We start from the raw sequence: 16,889 nt of genomic DNA on the forward strand, positions 1-16,889 counted from the left end.
AGGCGGACAATAATGGATGAAGACAATATTTTTGAGAGTCATGAATTTGAGGCAAAAGCTGATTTTGAAATGGACTGGGAAGACTTGTTGGAAGAACTGAGCGATTATGAAATACCTGAAGAGAGATTGAGTGAATTGGCTGCTCAGGATGGTGGCTTTCCGTTCCTGGAACTGCATTTCCAAGAACTGCGCTATCTGAATTTGATGGATGAACAGCTCTATGTCGGAGAAAACGAATCTGCAGAATTCTACACAAGCATGGCGAACACATACGGCACCAGGGTAATCGATGGGATCGAATATGCCCTCATGGATGACTTCGCCTATCATTATTTTCATGAAATGATGACGGTTGAAGCGGTGGACCGCCAAGGCAGGCAGTTCGTCATGGTCTACGGCATGCCCGATAACTGGGAGGAAATTGAGAAACAGGTAGAGGAAAAGGTCTGGGATCCCAGTGAGGAGGATGAAGTGGCGGCAGCTGATGGAACCGAGACGTGGGAACACCCGGATATGGTCATCAGCATGATCGATTTCCGCAACGAAATCATCAATCGGGCAGCGCTTGAGTTGCGAAAAAATGGCTTCCCATTGGACCTGAATTTCCAGTCCAAACGGATGTTCATGGACGATGTGCTCATATCGAGGGCGATCACACTTCAGATGCCGGGCATAATCGCGGCTTTTGAAAAGATCTCCGCAAACTTCAGTGATGTCGACCACATTGGGTTTTCGATGGATGAGAAAAGGATCCGCATTTTTTACGCCGACACGGACGAAACAATCGACCATATGCTTTCGGCTTGCGGAAAGATAGCGCACGGATCGGCAAAAAAGACCGGAATCGGTGAGGTTTTTTATGATACTTTCTTGGATCGGGTCGAACGGGCATTGTTCGAACTGATCTTCCTTGTCAACAAACCGACAGATGAGTTGGCTTTCGTGAGTGGGGTCGCGAGGCAACGATTGGATGCTATCCGGGCAGGTGAACTGGAGTTGGGGGAACTGACCTTGGACCAGGTCAACCGGTTGATGCTCAGCTTTCCGGAACTGTTGAATTTGGAATGGCTGTTCGTTTAAGAAAGTGAGGTTGTTAGCGCTCAATCAATCCCCTTAGAGCTTCGTCGTATTCAGCCATGGATTCAATCACACATGCTAAAAATGTTTCCGAATCATTCGTTTTCTGATTTTGTTGTCGGGAAAGAAGGGTGCTTCGCGCATCTGATGAGAGTCGAATGATCCTGGCGGATGCTCTTTTGGCTGAGAACCGATTTATCTTTTTCATACTGTTCACGCCTTTCGAAGAAATGGATTTTAGTTATTCATAGCTTATCAGAAAAACCTCACGATTGTATCAATATTTTTCGTTTTCACCAGAAAAACGCTTGTAAATCTGCCGTTATAATGGTACATTCTCATTATAATCTAATGTTCGGAAGAGAGAAGGGAATCAGCATGAATTATGTATTTATTTCACCCCATTTTCCCAGTAATTTCAAGAATTTCGCGGTCGGTCTGAAGAAGGCGGGCGTGCATGTTTTCGGGATCGCCAGCGAACCTTACGAGTTGTTGGATACGGACTTGCGCGAGAGTCTGACCGAGTATTTCCGCGTCAATGATATGGAAAATTATGATGAAATGCTGCGCGCGGTGGCTTACTTGACATACAAGCACGGCAAAATGGACCGAATCGAATCGCACAATGAATACTGGTTGGCGCAGGATGCGCGTCTGCGCACCGATTTCAACGTGTTCGGCTTCAAAAATGAGGATATGGCCTTCGTAAAACTAAAGTCAGCCATGAAAGAAAAATTCAGCGAAGTCGGCATTCGGGTAGCGCGCGGGCGCGTCATCGGTGACTATCACGATGCCCTCGGGTTATGCCACGAATACGGCTTTCCGGTCTGCATCAAGCCTGATTCAGGCGTAGGTGCGGCGGACACGCACAAAATCCGTTCCGAAGAGGAACTAGGGTACTTTTTCCATGTGAAGAATCCTTATGAGTCCTACATTCTCGAGGAATTCATCGATGGAAAGATCGTCACGTATGATGGCTTGACCGATGCAAACGGGAATATCCTTTTCGATGCTACTCTGGTGTACGAAAAAGCCGTGTTGGAAATCGTCGAAAAAAATGCGGATATGTTCTACTATGTCGACCGCAATATGCCGGATGATTTGCGTGAAATCGGCACCAAGCTCGTGCAGGCTTTCAATGTCCGTGAGCGTTTCTTCCATTTTGAGTTTTTCCGTTTGCCTGACGGCAGCCTTGTTGCCCTGGAGGCCAACCTGCGTCCGCCTGGCGGGCATACGATGGACATGTGGAACTGGGCGAATGACGCCGATCTCTATGCCGCTTATGGCGAACTGGTCGCGACCGGAAATTTCACGGCGCAGATGCATTTTCCTTATTACTGCTGCTACGTCAGCCGCAAGGGCGTCCATCCTTACCGCTTCACACATGAGGAAGTGATGGCCCGTTACGGTGGCAACGTGGTCCTGTTTGAAGAAATGCCGGGGATTTTTGCGGCTATTATGGGGGATTTCGGCTACGTGATCCGTGCGGCAGAATATCAAGAACTGATGGACATCATCCACATGATTTCCGTAACCGAATAGACTGGGGGAAATAAGATGCACGTAGAATATTCATCACAATGGAGCGGTCACCTAAACCGTGAGATGCGTTTCAATCGCTATGGACATGCTGGTAAACCGATCATCGTCTTCCCATCATCCGGGGGAAGCCACAACGAATACGCGGACTTCGGCATGATTGAAGCTTGCCAGTGGTTCATCGACCAAGGCTTGGTGCAGTTTTACACGCCGGACAGCGTGGACAACGAATCCTGGCTGTGCGAATGGAAAAGTCCCTACGACCGCGCCAATATGCACGAACTCTATGACCGCTACATCATCGAGGAACTGGTGCCGCACATCAAGCACCAGACGAACCATCAGGGACCGATGATCGCGACCGGCTGCAGCATGGGCGGCTACCACAGCCTGAACTTTTACCTGCGCTATCCGGACGTCTTCGACAGCGTCATCGCGCTGAGCGGGCTCTACGATGTCCGTTATTTCTTCGGGGATTACCATGACCGCAACGTTTATGAGAACTCCCCGATCGACTACCTTTGGAATCTGAATGACGGCTGGTTCCTGGACAAATACCGTTCCGGCAACATCATCGTCGCCACCGGCCAAGGCAATTGGGAAGAAGTCAGCATCAAAGACACGAAGAAAATCGAAGAAGTGCTGCGCTTCAAGAACATCCCCGCCTGGATCGATTTTTGGGGCACTGATGTCCACCACGACTGGGAATGGTGGCGCGTCCAGATGCCGTATTTCTTGGGCAAACTGAATGAGCAAGGCAAACTATAATGATGAAAAATCTGTCCTTTCAGCGTTTTGCTGAGAGGGCCTTTTTGTTGCGCGTAAAAAATGAAATTCTCTCGAATTCAGGGTGCAGCAGCTTCAAAATTGATTATAATAATACTATTGTTCTGGATTGTCCAGAAAAAATAGACAAACGCTAGTAGCTGCAGCACGCCTTCAATCATTCATTTCCATTGGTATGAAAGCGTTTTTGGAATTGGGTCCAGTCGATTTTCGATTTCGGGAAAACGGTTGGACCGAGATAAGCTTCAAATGAAAAGGGTTGCAAGCTATACTAGGTTTCGTAAGGAGGGTGTACATGTACGACAATCGATTATTGATTCTCCTCAAAAAAATCATCGCCATGCCGCAGATGCATTATTGGGAATTGGGATTGAAGATGAACGAGCCGACGAACGTGCTCATGCAGGACTTAGCTACCTTGAATGAGTTGTTGGCCAAAAATGATTTTCCAACGGTGTCAGTTGATCCGGAAAAATACACCGTGCCCAAATCCTTGATCGCCATGGAGGATGCGCTTCAAAAAGTTTTCGCTTCACCGCAGATTTATCTCGATGAAGAGGAGCGGATGTATATGCTTTACCTGTATACATTCATCCGCAAAGATTTTATTTCCAATTTTCACTATCAGGATCTATTGAAAGTAAGCAAGAACACGACATTGGCCGATATCAAACGGCTGCGCTGCAAGTTGTCTGAATACGGAACTACCTTGGAATATCAGCGTTCGAGAGGGTACTTTTTGGAGGGGAATGAGGCCGATAAACGGCGGATGGCTTTCCACAGCATCAGCCAGCTGTTGCGCCACGCTTCCGGAAATTGGGCATTGAACTATATTGCGGAAGATTGGCAGGAAACGATCGACCTTGAGCCGGTCATTCGGATCATCAAGGCCTACGCAAACGAACACAATATGCATTATGTGGAGGAACGGATCCGTGACTCGCTTTATCTTATCCTTTACACGAGGATCCGGGTAGCGCGTGTCCAAGGGCACCTGACTTTTACAGAGAAACAGCAAGGAGTTCTGTCGGCAAGCCCGTTATGGGAGTTGGCAGAGAAGGTTTACCGCCACTTGTTCAAGGATTTCGAGATTCAAGGGGAGAAAGAGGAAATTGGCTTCATCGTGATGCTTTTCCTGGGAACAATCGAGGGCAAATGGGAAAGCAGCGAAGATGAAGCCCTCAAGAAAATCACAATGGCCATCATTTCCGAAATGGAACGGATCGCCGTCGTATCTTTCGAAAGGAAAGAGGAACTCTTCCGAAACCTGTATCTTCATCTGGTGCCTGCCTATTACCGCATTCTTTTCGGAATCGAGCTTGATAATGTCTTGACGGAAATGATCCAGGCCAAACACAAAAGGTTGTTCATTTTGGTGAAGCGTGCGCTTAAACCGTTAGAAGAATATGCGGAAGGTGCGATGACCGATGATGAGATCGCTTATTTCACGATCCATTTCGGCGGCGAGATAGAAGGCCAAATCAATAAGCAGAGTACGTATCGGGCAGCGGTCATTTGTCCGAGCGGCATCAGTTCTTCTTTGATTCTGCTTTCGGAGCTGCGCCAAATGTTCGGAAATATCAGTTGGATAGATGGACACAATTTGGAAAGTTTTTACGATCTCGATTCGAAGGAATATGATCTCGTCTTTTCAACCGTATATGTCGAATCCGCCAAACCCGTATTCATAGTGAACCCGATGATGAACGCGGAATCAAAAAGGCACCTGATCCGCGCAGTACTGGATGCTTTTCCGGTAGACAGTTATTTAGGGCCGGACCTGAATGCGCTCATAGCGATCATCAAGAAACATGCAAAAATTGAAAATGAAGGGGCCTTACGGAACGAGTTGAGCATGACTTTGAATCCAACAGATGCCTACGGAAGGAGATATACGCCTATGTTAAAAGATTTATTGGTAGCGGATACGATTCAATTTGCCGATCAGTGCGCTGATTGGGAGCAGGCGATCCGTTTTGCAGGAAACCCGTTATTGGAAAATGACACAATCTCGAGCGATTATATCGCAGCGATGATCAATAAAGTGAAAGAATTCGGTCCATTTATCGACTTGGGGAAAGGTGTTGCCATCCCGCATGCCAGACCGGAGGAAGGGGTCAACCGCATCGGTATGTCGATGCTGCGGCTCAAGGAACCGGTGAATCTATTGGGGGATGAAGCCCATGCAGTGGATACGATCATCTGTATCGCAGCTATCGACAACAAAACCCACCTGAAGGCATTGTCGGAATTGACCGGCATCCTGAGTTCAGAAGATAAATTGTCGGAATTGAAAGCAGCAACTACCAGCAAAGAAATCATAAATATGTTCAGTGAAGGGGAGAAAGTCAATGGTTAGATTTGGAGCAGCGTGTGGTTCAGGTTTGGGTTCGAGTTTTATGGTGGAAATGAACATTCAATCGATCTTAAGGGAACTGGGGGTAAGCGACAAAGTAACGGTGCAGCATTACGACCTAAGTTCTGCAAGTCCAGGTGAAGCGGATGTGTGGTTCGTTGGGCAAGACCTGGAGAATTCTGCGGGACATCTCGGCGATGTGCGCTTCTTGAAAAGCATTATTGACATGAATGAACTGCGCGAAAAAGTGACGCAAGCATGCAAAGACAAAGGTTTGATCGCATAAAATAAAATCGAAGAGGTGTAGAGATTATGAATGGACTATTAGATATCCTGATTGACATTGCCAGTACCCCTGCCATTTTAGTAGCTTTAATCGCTGTTTTGGGTTCCGTGCTTCAAAAGAAATCAACAACAGATGTTGTCAAAGGCGGCGTAAAGACATTCGTCGGGTTCCTGGTTGTGACTGCAGGAGCCGGCGTGATCGTCGGTGCGTTGGAGCCTTTTGGGGAAATGTTCAAAGTAGCCTTTAACATGCAAGGTGTTATCCCGAATAATGAAGCAATCGTAGCTGTCGCATTAGACCAATACGGCACAAGTACAGCCCTTATCATGTTGTCGGGGATGATCTTCAACATCCTGATTGCACGCTTCACTAAATTCAAATACATTTTCTTGACCGGTCACCATACGCTGTACATGGCGTGCATGGTTGCGGTAATCATGTCCGTTGCCGGCTTCACTTCTCTGTCGCTTATTTTATTAGGTGGATTGGTTTTAGGGATCATCATGTCCGTATCGCCGGCATTGGTTCAACGCTTCATGGTTGAATTGACAGGCAATGACTCGGTAGCTTTGGGACACTTTAGTGCCGTCAGCTATGCATTGAGCGGATATGTCGGTAAATTAATCGGAAATAAAGAAAAGTCTACGGAAGACATCAAATTCCCTAAGAGCCTTGGTTTCCTTCGTGATTCAACCGTCAGCATCGCGATTACGATGACTGTTCTCTACACCATAGTTGCCTTGTTTACAGGCTCTGCATACATCCAAGAAAATTTAAGCGGCGGGACGAACTATCTGATCTTCGCTTTACAGCAGTCCGGTTCATTCGCAGCCGGCGTGTTCGTAATTCTTGCTGGTGTTCGTCTGATCCTGAATGAAATCGTTCCGGCCTTCAAAGGGATCTCCGATAAATTGGTTCCGAATGCAAAACCAGCATTGGACTGCCCAATCGTTTATCCGTATGCGCCAAATGCTGTACTGATCGGTTTCTTCTCAAGTTTTGTAGGTGGACTTGTCAGCATGGTCATCATGATCTTCACTGGCGGTGTCATCATCCTTCCGGGTGTAGTCCCACATTTCTTTGTTGGAGCGACTGCCGGGGTCATCGGGAATTCTTCAGGCGGACTAAGAGGTGCAATCGCCGGTTCATTCCTGCAAGGTATGTTGATCAGCTTCTTGCCGCTATTCTTAATGCCGGTATTGGGCGAATTAGGTTTTGCTGGATCCACATTCTCAGATGCCGACTTTGCTTCATCAGGCATCATTCTTGGCAGCCTGGCTAATATGGGCGGTAAGACAGCAATCATGATCGGTATCGCAATCGTTATTGCAATCATGCTGGCTTTGACTGCTCTTGATAAAAACAAAAAAACAGTAACCGCAGAATAAGGAGGAAGTGGCATACATGGATAACCAAGCAATAAAAAACTTAGCAGATCAGATTCGGTACTATACCTTAAAAGAATTGAACTATATGGGTTACGGGCATTACGGCGGCAGTCTCTCGATTGTGGAGACGCTCGCCGTCCTCTATGGCTATCAACTGCAAGTAAGTCCTGAAACGAAGGATGACCTGAACCGCGATTTCTTCGTCCTTTCGAAAGGGCATGCCGGACCTGCGTTGTACGCAACCCTATTCTTGAAAGGTTACATCACTGAAGACTGGCTCTACACATTGAACCAGAATGGTACGAATTTGCCGTCGCATCCGGACAAAAATAAAACACCAGGCGTGGATATGACAACCGGATCGCTGGGTCAAGGCATTTCCGCCGCTACGGGGATTGCGTATGGGAACAAGCTTGCCGGGCGCAATAACTATACCTACTGTGTAGTCGGGGATGGTGAACTGAATGAAGGGCAATGCTGGGAAGCAATACAATTTGCCGCCCATAGACAGCTCGATCATTTCATCCTGTTCATCGACGACAACAAGAAACAACTCGATGGGTATACGACTGAAATCTGCAATCCGTTTGATTTCGAAGCGAAATTCGCTGCTTTCGGATTCCATACACGGAAAGCCGACGGATCTTCAGTTGAAGAAATCAATGCCGCAGTCGAAACGGCTAAGTCCCTGACAGGGAAGCCGATCGCCATCGTACTGGATACGGTAAAAGGTCAAGGGGTTCCGTACATCGAAGACATGTACAGCAACCACCACCTTCGCTTGGATGATGCGGCAAAGGCTGCCATTGAGGCGACTACTGAAAAAATCGGCATTGAGATAGGAGTGAGATAAGGATGACTTTTGAAGCGAAAATTGGGAAAACCGAATTGCGTGAAGTATACCGAAAATTCTTGTTGGATAAAGCGAGAAAAGACGACAGCATCGTTGTGCTGGAAGCAGACTTGTCGAGCTCGATGTCCACGGATAAAATCAAGGAAGAGTTGGGCGATCGCTACATCAACGTAGGGATCATGGAGGCCCAGGAAGTATCTTGCGCCGCAGGACTTTCGGTAGCCGGGTTCAAACCCTATATCCATACTTTCGGACCGTTCGCGAGCAGACGGGTATTCGACCAGATCTTCATCTCGGTCGCCTATGCCGGAACGAATGTGACCATCATCGGCTCCGATGCGGGCGTCACAGCGGAGGCCAATGGTGGAACGCATATGCCTTTCGAGGAGTTGTCCCTATTGCGTGCCATCCCGGATGCGCATGTCTATGAGGCCAGCGATGACAAATGCTTGCAGGCTATCCTTGAAGAAACGTACCATACGGATGGCTTGAACTATGTGCGGATGATCCGTAAAAACGCGATCGAAATCTATCCGGAAGGAGAAACTTTCGAAGACGGCTTCAAGCTGTTGCGGGAAGGTTCCGATGTCAGCATCATCGCTTCGGGGATCATGGTATCCGATGCTTTGCAGGCTGCAGATCGGTTAGCGGAAGAAGGCATCTCAGCCACGGTCATCGATCTATATCGGGTCAAACCGGTGAATGAAGCGGCTTTACTGAAAGCTGCTGAAACGGGCGCAATCGTGACAGCCGAGAACCACAATGTCATCGGCGGCATCGGCAGCGCGGTAGCCGAAACATTGGCTGAACTGAAGCCGACTTTGCAATATCGCGTCGGCGTCCGCGAAGCTTTCGGACAAGTCGGGAAAGTGGATTATCTGAAGGAACAATACGGTCTGACCGTGGAAAACATTGTTGCACAGGCCAAAAAATTGGTTGATCAAAAAACAAAGGTTGGCGTGAACGTGTAACGTCTGAAAAGGAACGGAAAGCAGGGGACGTCCTGTTTTTCCGTTCCTTTTTTAATGGTCAAAACAAATTAGTCGTTCTTGATGAACTATTTCACGATTCCAAACCCACCGGCCCATGTGATTTCTTCTTTGACGGCCAGTGTCATCTGCAGGAAGCCGAATGCTTCCAGTTCGCGTGCGCGTTTCAAGCTGCCGGCGTCAACGACCGTTAACGGGCTGTCTTTCAGCGCAGTGATCAATTGCTCTTTCGCGTCTGCAAAATCAGAAGCCAGCAACACGACTGTAGGGATTTCACCACTGACTTTACCTGAAGCCAATGTTCCGGCGAAATTTGTGTTGAAGCCTTTGACAACTTTGCTGTTTGGAAGTTTCTTCTGGATTTCCGAAGCAGCAGAGCCATCTGCCGGCACAACCAATTCGTCCCACGTTTCGAAGTTTAATGGATTGGTGATATCAACGACAATTTTTCCGTCCAATTGCTCTTTATAACGGCTGATCACATCATCGACCGCAGGATAAGGGACTGCCAATACAACGACTTCATCCAGTGTTGCATCCGTTTCATGTTCAACATAATTCACTGCATTTCCTGCAGCTTCAAAATTCTTTGCGATTGCTGTTGCCATATTGCCTTTTCCGAAAATTGTTACGTTCATTGTAGTTCCTCCTGGAAAATTTATTGGGTGTGGAATGGGCTATTCGTCCCATGCATTCATTATAGACATTTCAGCTATCAATCTGTAAGTAGGCACTTTTTCATCAGTAGGTTACAAAAAGGTGCGTACTAGTCAGCCGGAATGCTGTCATATAAGATGGGATTAATTAAATTTGATTGGGGATGTAAACATGTTTGAACATATTGCGTGGATTTTTGAGTTAACATTAAATACTAAAGAGTTGTCCGGTTTGAAAGAACTGATGAATGAAATGGTGAACACAACAAAGGAAAATGAGCCAGGCACATTGGCTTATGAATGGACTGTTTCGGAAGATGGAGAAATTTGCCATATTTATGAATGCTACGAAAGTGATGAAGCTACTTTAGCGCATCTTGCAACATTCAAAGAAAAATATGCTGCACGTTTGATGGCCTTTGGCGATGCAACCAGTTTTGTCGTTTATGGTTCACCCAATACAGCTGTAATTGAAGCTTTGGACGGTTTTGGGGCTAAATACATGGCGCCTATCGGTGGCTTTAGACGTTAACATAAAGGAGCGAGGAACTAGTTATGAAAAACATCGAAGAATTATTAGGCTATCAAGGTAAGACAGTCGTGATCACTGGAGCGGCTTCCGGTATGGCAAAATCTGCCACAGAACTATTATTGAGCCTGGGCGCAAAAGTCTACGCAGTCGATCGCAATGAGACTGACTTGCCCGTATTTCAATTCATTTCTGCTGATTTAAGCCAAAAAGCGACAATCGATGAAGTTGTGGCACAATTGCCCGAGAAAATCGATGCGCTGTTCATGTGTCATGGTGTGGGTATCGGCAAAGGCAAAGAAAAATTCATCCAAATGGTCAACTTTGTTGGCCAACGCTACATGGTTGAGGAGCTGTTGCCGAGAATCACAGATGGCGGCTCAGTGACTTTCATTTCGTCCACGGGCGGCTATGGTTGGGAGCAAAACATGCAGAATGTTGGCGAGGTATTGGCTTGCCCAACATTCGAAGCAACTGAGAAATGGGTGGATGAACACGTGGATCTGTTTACAGAGGAACAGACTCCCGATCCTTATCAGTTTTCTAAGCAATGCGTCACTGCCTATGTCAAATCAAAAACGCGTGCGCCGGAATTCATCGGACATAAAATCCGGATCAACGCAATCGGGCCAAGCTTCACTTCTACGGCTTTAATCAAAGAGTTCAACTTGGCTGCCAGCAGTGATGGCACCGAAGCCGGTGGCGCACAAGTTCTGCACGATCTATACCTGAAGAGCTGGAACGGCCGTCCGGGATTGCCGGAAGAAATGGGCTATCCGTTGGTGTTTATCGGCAGTGACCTGTTCAGTTACCTGAGCGGTCAAGTTCTGTATATCGACTTTGGTTTGACCGGAGAATTCGATTTTCAGGCTGCTTCGGCAAAGTAATAGGTAAGAAAAGGGGTCGTCTCATTGCGAGGCGGCTCCTTTTTGTGCGCTTAAACATGGATACTTGGCCGTTATCCATGTTTTACCCCATGCATAACCAACCCGCTGTTCGCTTTTCCCTGTCAATCCTGTTCGGAATCGTGTGCTTTTCAGGCCGTGGCTGCGGTGGTAGACTTTGTCTATCAAATAAAAGCCATACAGAAAAAAGCAAAGAAGAGGAAAGTACTGGTTGGATAGTCCTTCAGAGAGCTCTTGGTCGGTGGAAAAGAGTGGACGGCAGCACAGGAAAAATGGCCTCGGAGTTGATGCGTTGACAGGGGTTTTCCTGCAGACGTATCCGGACGCCCCCGTTAGACAGGCAACGGTATCGAGCGCAGCAAAAGGCTCTGTACCGGTTGAGGCGGAAAGCGCAAGCTTTTCGCGAAAAAAGGTGGAACCACGATCTAACAGTCGTCCTTTCTGGAACAATCCAGGAAGGGCGGCTTTTTATTTTACATTTTAGGAGGAAAACATATGACAGAGACGAATAGAAAACAATTGATTTTTGACACTTTCGACAACAAGGAAACGGAGCGTGTGCCGGTTGGCTTTTGGTTTCACTTTGTTTTCGGTGATGCTCAATTCCGTGGTTTGGAGGACAGAGCGATTTTGGATCGAGTGATCGCGGGGCACAAGGAATTCTATGACGCCTTCAAACCCGATTTCGTAAAGATCATGAGCGATGGCTTTTTCGGGCATCCGAGTCTGTTGGAAAAAAGGATTGAAATAGCGGATGACCTCTACAACGTCCAAGCAGTTGGGCCGAATCACCCTTGGATCACGGAGCAGGTCAAGACGGTGAAACGGATCAAGGAATCCTTCAACGGCGAAGTCGCAACTTTCTATAATATCTTTTCGCCGGCGAACTATATCCGGATTGCCTTCGAAGCGTGGGACAAGGATCCCGAAAAATTTACCCGCTTCTTCGAAACCGAACCGGAAGCCCTCGCTTATGCGGCGAACGAAATCGCAAAAGACATCGCAGTCTTGACCCAGAGAGTCATTGAAGAGGCGGGCACGGACGGCATCTATCTGAGCGTGCAGAACGTCCAAAGCAGCACTGCCACCAAAGAAGCCTATCAAAATTACATCGCGCCGAGTGAGTTGGCGGTATTGGCGGAGGCGAACAAAGTCAGCGACTACAATATCCTACATATCTGCGGCTATGAGCATCATCAAAACGACTTGTCGTACTACCGGGATTATGAAGCAAAAGCCTACAACTGGGCGGTACACACCGAAAAAATCAGTCTGAAGGAAGGCAAAGATTTCTTCGGCAACAAAGCGGTGATCGGCGGCTTCGACAATAACACCGGCACCTTGTTGGACTCGGGGAACAAGGCGGACATCGCCCGATTCACGGTCGACATCATCCACGAAATCGGCGATACAGGCGTCATCATCGGAGCGGATTGCACTGTCGATCCGCAGATCGGACTGGATCGTTTGGAATTGGTAAGGCAAACAGCGGCAGGCGTCTCAGGCAAAAACAACAAACAAACGAGGTCGCTGCAAAAATAAAACAGGACGGCAGGAGCGGTGTTCGCCAAAGTCGGTCAACCCTGATAGACAATCGGTATTATTTTTAAAATAAGCACCGTGTTAGAATCAGACACATACTAAAAAACGATAGCCATTCCGGTAAGCCGGAGTTCAGGAAGGAGGGGTCCCATGGTCGGGATCGTCATCATCGGTTGCGGGGATGTTTCGAAACAGCGGCACGCCCCTCTAAGCGATAAAAACGAAAAAGTCGATCTGGTTGGATTCTATAACCGTACGATCGCAAAAGCAGAAGCTTTCCAAAAGAAGTACGGCGGAAAAGTCTATCGGACTCTTGAGGAAATCTGGGAAGACGGAACGGTCGATGCCGTTATCGTCGCAACGAACGAACAATCGCACAGCCCCATCACCATCGCTGCACTGGAAGCCGGTAAGCATGTGCTGTGTGAAAAGCCGATGGCGGATTCGGTGGCCGAGGCCGAACGCATGCAGCAGACAGCCGAAAAAACGGGGAAAAAGCTGATGATCATCCATAACCAACGACTTTATCCCGCACATCAGCTGCTGAAAAAGTTGCTGACGGAAGGGACACTCGGAAAGATTCATGCTTACCGGACGACATTGGCCAACCAAGGTCAGGAAAATGACGGTTGGGGTACGGCGGTCCCCGATTTCTACGATCGGATCGGCCATACGAACGGCGCTCTGGCGCAGGTGGGCGTCCACCGTATCGATTTGTTGAACTACTTATTCAGCGAAGATCCCGTCACTGCAGTGTTGGCCCAGACCGCGACACAAGGCAAGCAGTTGGCGGACGGAAGCCCGGTTCCTTATGAGGATTATGCAGTGTTGCAACTCCAACATCGCTCGGGCATCCAAGGAACCTTGCTGACCCACTGGTTTGATTATTCGAACGAAAGGCAGACCGTCATCTACGGCGAAAAGGCCACGGCCGTAACTTATGCGGACGGGCATCCGGTGGCACTTTACCGGAAGAACGGGGAAAAGACCTACCTGGATGATCCCTCGCAGGACGGTTTCTATACAGAACCATTGACACCGATCGTCGACAAGTTTGTCGAAAGCATCGAACAGGATACAGTTCCCTTCGTGACAGCGGAACAGGGGATAACGGCATTGCGTATTCTGGCCGCCGCTTACCGCTCGCAAGCAATACAGACATGGATACCCATCGAACAGGAGGATGCATAACATGACAGAAACATTTAATGGAAGAAAAAGAATAGAAGCGGCACTCAAGAAGCAACCTTTGGACAGACCGGCCATTTCCGGTTGGCGTCACATGCCGTTGGTGGATCGGGATGTTGAGGCGTTCGCCGAAGCGACGATCGCCTTCACGGATGAGAATGATTGGGACCTGATCAAGCTGATGTCGCAAGGCCAATTCTTCGCTGAAGCCTACGGAACGCCAATCACCTTCTCGACGGATGCGAAAGAATGGGCAGGCAAAATACTGGACTATCCGATCCGGAGCGCGGAAGATTTGACCCGTTTGGTGCCTCTCAAGGCGGACAATCCGGTGATCCAGCGCGAAGCCGCTTTTGCCAAGAAAATCGTGGAGCACTACAAAAGCGAAAAAGTGGTCGTCGGTACCGTCTTCTCGCCTTTGTCATGGGTGAAGCAATTTGCGCCGGGTAACGATTCGATCGCGCATATCGTCGACGGACCGGAAGAAAGCCCGATTGCAGAATTTCTGGAGCATCACCGTGAGGAATTGAAGGCGGCGCTCGATGTGCTGCATGCCTCCAACAAGGTGTTCGTGGACGAATTGATCGCTGCCGGCGTGGACGGCTTCTTCATCGCCGAACAGTACAGTCAGCGCGGCGACATATCCGAAGCCGATTATGCCGCTTTCGCCAAACCTTATACGGATGACCTGTTGGCTTATATCAAGGACCGTACCTGGTTCAATATCCTGCATGCGCATGGACATGTCGATTTGGCTGTGGAGCGTTTTATCGATTACGATGTCCAAGCCATCAACTGGGAAGACGGCAGCGATCACGCGGAGGATCCGACCCGGTTAAGTTTCCGCAAACTACGTGCCCTGACGGATAAACTGCTGGTTGGCGGTATCTCGCCAAAAACCGATCTGACATTCTCAAATCAGGCGCAGGAAATCGAGGACTTGCTGGTCGATCGCTTGGCGGATGTCCTGACTGAAACCGGCGACACGGGCATCGTATTTGCACCCGGCTGCGCAATTTCATTGGAAGCCAACCCGGATTTTTACCAACGCATCCATGCGGCTGCCCAAAAAGTGCAGGCTACCATCCTAAAAACAGCGAACCATTAAACGAATCAGAAACATACAGGAGGAGTAAATATATGAAGCGAAAAAGATTAGTGACGACAGTAAGTTTATTGGGGGCGGCATTTTTGGCTGGATGCGGCCAGATCGGAGCGGAAACTTCAAGCGAAGCAACGAGCGGTTCTGCAGCCGAGGCGGTGGAAGTGACTACGGTGAAAGTCGCGCATACACAAAGTTCCGCACCGATGAATTATGTCGATGAGAACGGCGAATCGACCGGCTATGAAGTCAGCGTGCTGAAGGCCATCGACGAGTTATTGCCGCAGTATGAATTCGAATATGTGCCGACTTCCGACGAGGATCTGCTGATCGGGATCGAATCCGGCAAGTATGCTGTCGGAACGAAAGGCGCTTGGTACACCGAGGAACGCGCACAGAAATTCATTTTCCCTGAACATTACATCGGCGCCAGCAGTATCGGCGTGCTGATCCGTTCGGAAGATGCGGCTGAAATCACGGACTTGGAAACATTCGCGGCTGCCGGCAAGAGCCTAGTGCCGATTTCGCCGAACAACGCCCAGTACAATGTGATCCAAGCATTCAATGAAGAGCACCCGGATACGCCGATCGAGTTGACTGCGGCAGACGTATTCGAAATCGCGGATGCCTACACCTGGTTGTTGGAAGGCCGCTATGACGGCTACTTCGCCGTCAAGACCGCTTATGAAGTGAACGTGTTGGCAGAAGGCGCACCGTACAGCCAATACAAGGATGATTTTTCCTACTTCGTCTATGAAGCGCTGCCGACATGGCCGTTGTTCAACAAGGACCAACAAGCGTTGGCCGACGCATACGACGAAGCCTTCCTGCAATTGCAAGAAGACGGAACAATCGATGATTTGATGATCGAATTTCTTGGCGAAAACACATTCCAATACGTGAAGGAATAAGATTCGCGCTGCTGCCGGAGAACGGAACACAACAGCTGAAGCTACAAAGGGAGGCAAAAAGATGAATCGTCCATTCGACATCACTTATATTTGGAAGGCAGTGCCGGACATTCTGTCCGGTCTCGGCGTGACGTTGCAATTTTTGATCGGAACGATCGTGATCGGAGGCATCCTGGGATTTTTGGCGACCTGGGCAAGACTCCGCGGTCCAAAATGGCTGCGGGCAATCGTCCATAGCTATATCTGGATCATCCGCTGCACGCCTTCGATCGTCATGATGTTCTTGGTCTTTTACGGCTTGCCGGAGGTGCTGTTGGGTGTCTTCGGCATCGACATCAATAGCTGGAACCGCCTCTACTTTGTCGTCATCGCCCTGTCGCTCCTGTTCTCCGCACCTTGCTCGGAAATCATGCGTTCGGCTTACTTGGCGGTCGCTAAAGTGCAACGTGAGGCTGCCCTCAGCATCGGCCTTACGGAAGCGCAAGCGTTCAGAAGAATCGTTTTGCCCCAAGCGCTCGTGAGTGCGTTGCCGAACCTCGGAAATTCGTTCATCCTGTTGATGAAGGAGGGAGCTTTGGCCTACACCATCGGCATCGTCGACATTATGGGCAAAGGCCAGCTGATCATCGCGCGCAATCTCGGCGGGTATTCGATCGAGACCTACATCGCCTTGGCGGGCATCTATTGGCTATTGACGCTGGCGATCGAAAAAGCGTTCAAGTTGGCGGAAGACAAACTATCAGCAGGAAAACAACCGCTGCGCGCGGCCTAAGAGAAAGGAG

The 16,889-nt window shown here is 48.8% G+C and carries 16 protein-coding genes and 1 other annotated feature; of the genes, 15 read left to right on the forward strand and 1 reads right to left on the reverse strand.

Translation table 11 applies throughout. The features are described from left to right. Positions 1 to 12: 12 nt before the first annotated feature. The 8 genes from ACKPBX_RS08955 (at position 13) to ACKPBX_RS08990 (ending at position 9,256) form a co-directional block, all read left to right on the forward strand. Positions 13 to 1,080 carry a hypothetical protein gene (locus ACKPBX_RS08955; RefSeq protein ID WP_288925794.1) on the forward strand — a complete coding sequence of 356 codons (1,068 nt, stop codon included), beginning with the start codon at positions 13 to 15 and terminating at the stop codon, positions 1,078 to 1,080. Between the two features lie 375 nt (positions 1,081 to 1,455). Beyond that, positions 1,456 to 2,619 (forward strand): ATP-grasp domain-containing protein, encoded by a 1,164-nt coding sequence (locus ACKPBX_RS08960; protein ID WP_319995190.1) that lies wholly within the window; start codon positions 1,456 to 1,458, stop codon positions 2,617 to 2,619. Between the two features lie 15 nt (positions 2,620 to 2,634). Then, positions 2,635 to 3,384 carry an esterase family protein gene (locus tag ACKPBX_RS08965; RefSeq protein WP_319995191.1) on the forward strand — a complete coding sequence of 250 codons (750 nt, stop codon included), beginning with the start codon at positions 2,635 to 2,637 and terminating at the stop codon, positions 3,382 to 3,384. Between the two features lie 313 nt (positions 3,385 to 3,697). Then, positions 3,698 to 5,761 (forward strand): BglG family transcription antiterminator, encoded by a 2,064-nt coding sequence (locus tag ACKPBX_RS08970; RefSeq protein WP_319995192.1) that lies wholly within the window; start codon positions 3,698 to 3,700, stop codon positions 5,759 to 5,761. Then, positions 5,754 to 6,044, forward strand: a complete 291-nt coding sequence (locus tag ACKPBX_RS08975) for a PTS sugar transporter subunit IIB (RefSeq protein ID WP_319995193.1) — start codon at positions 5,754 to 5,756, stop codon at positions 6,042 to 6,044. Before ACKPBX_RS08970 ends, ACKPBX_RS08975 begins: the two co-directional genes overlap by 8 nt. 26 nt (positions 6,045 to 6,070) lie before the next feature. After that, entirely contained in the window at positions 6,071 to 7,432 is a 1,362-nt protein-coding gene (locus ACKPBX_RS08980; protein WP_319995194.1) for a PTS ascorbate transporter subunit IIC, read from the forward strand. Between the two features lie 16 nt (positions 7,433 to 7,448). Continuing rightward, complete coding sequence (locus ACKPBX_RS08985; RefSeq protein ID WP_319995195.1) at positions 7,449 to 8,285, forward strand: transketolase; 837 nt, start codon at positions 7,449 to 7,451, stop codon at positions 8,283 to 8,285. A 2-nt stretch (positions 8,286 to 8,287) separates the two neighbouring features. Further along, the gene (locus ACKPBX_RS08990; RefSeq protein WP_407702536.1) at positions 8,288 to 9,256 is read left to right on the forward strand and encodes a transketolase family protein; all 969 of its coding nucleotides are present in this window, start codon (positions 8,288 to 8,290) and stop codon (positions 9,254 to 9,256) included. A gap of 86 nt (positions 9,257 to 9,342) precedes the next feature. On the opposite strand, the gene ACKPBX_RS08995 is transcribed toward ACKPBX_RS08990, so the two are convergent. After that, a complete protein-coding gene (locus tag ACKPBX_RS08995; RefSeq protein ID WP_319995196.1) occupies positions 9,343 to 9,912 on the reverse strand; it encodes an NADPH-dependent F420 reductase in 570 nt (189 codons plus the stop codon). 190 nt (positions 9,913 to 10,102) lie between these two features. On the opposite strand from ACKPBX_RS08995, the gene ACKPBX_RS09000 reads away from it, so the two are divergent. From ACKPBX_RS09000 to ACKPBX_RS09030, 7 genes are all read left to right on the forward strand, one after another. Then, complete coding sequence (locus ACKPBX_RS09000) at positions 10,103 to 10,462, forward strand: putative quinol monooxygenase (RefSeq protein WP_319995197.1); 360 nt, start codon at positions 10,103 to 10,105, stop codon at positions 10,460 to 10,462. Between the two features lie 23 nt (positions 10,463 to 10,485). Continuing rightward, the gene (locus ACKPBX_RS09005; protein ID WP_319995198.1) at positions 10,486 to 11,346 is read left to right on the forward strand and encodes an SDR family oxidoreductase; all 861 of its coding nucleotides are present in this window, start codon (positions 10,486 to 10,488) and stop codon (positions 11,344 to 11,346) included. A gap of 201 nt (positions 11,347 to 11,547) precedes the next feature. Then, positions 11,548 to 11,807: a binding site (T-box leader), on the forward strand. Between the two features lie 52 nt (positions 11,808 to 11,859). Then, the gene (locus ACKPBX_RS09010) at positions 11,860 to 12,906 is read left to right on the forward strand and encodes a uroporphyrinogen decarboxylase family protein (RefSeq protein ID WP_319995199.1); all 1,047 of its coding nucleotides are present in this window, start codon (positions 11,860 to 11,862) and stop codon (positions 12,904 to 12,906) included. Between the two features lie 150 nt (positions 12,907 to 13,056). Next, positions 13,057 to 14,097 carry a Gfo/Idh/MocA family protein gene (locus ACKPBX_RS09015; protein ID WP_086990608.1) on the forward strand — a complete coding sequence of 347 codons (1,041 nt, stop codon included), beginning with the start codon at positions 13,057 to 13,059 and terminating at the stop codon, positions 14,095 to 14,097. A 1-nt stretch (position 14,098) separates the two neighbouring features. Further along, a complete protein-coding gene (locus tag ACKPBX_RS09020) occupies positions 14,099 to 15,202 on the forward strand; it encodes a uroporphyrinogen decarboxylase family protein (RefSeq protein WP_319995200.1) in 1,104 nt (367 codons plus the stop codon). A gap of 32 nt (positions 15,203 to 15,234) precedes the next feature. Beyond that, positions 15,235 to 16,107, forward strand: a complete 873-nt coding sequence (locus ACKPBX_RS09025) for a transporter substrate-binding domain-containing protein (protein WP_086990056.1) — start codon at positions 15,235 to 15,237, stop codon at positions 16,105 to 16,107. Positions 16,108 to 16,168: 61 nt separating this feature from the next. Beyond that, positions 16,169 to 16,879, forward strand: a complete 711-nt coding sequence (locus tag ACKPBX_RS09030; protein ID WP_086990053.1) for an amino acid ABC transporter permease — start codon at positions 16,169 to 16,171, stop codon at positions 16,877 to 16,879. Positions 16,880 to 16,889: the final 10 nt, after the last annotated feature.

The sequence above is a fragment of the Trichococcus shcherbakoviae genome (genome assembly GCF_963666195.1).
In the GTDB taxonomy this organism is placed as follows: domain Bacteria; phylum Bacillota; class Bacilli; order Lactobacillales; family Aerococcaceae; genus Trichococcus; species Trichococcus shcherbakoviae.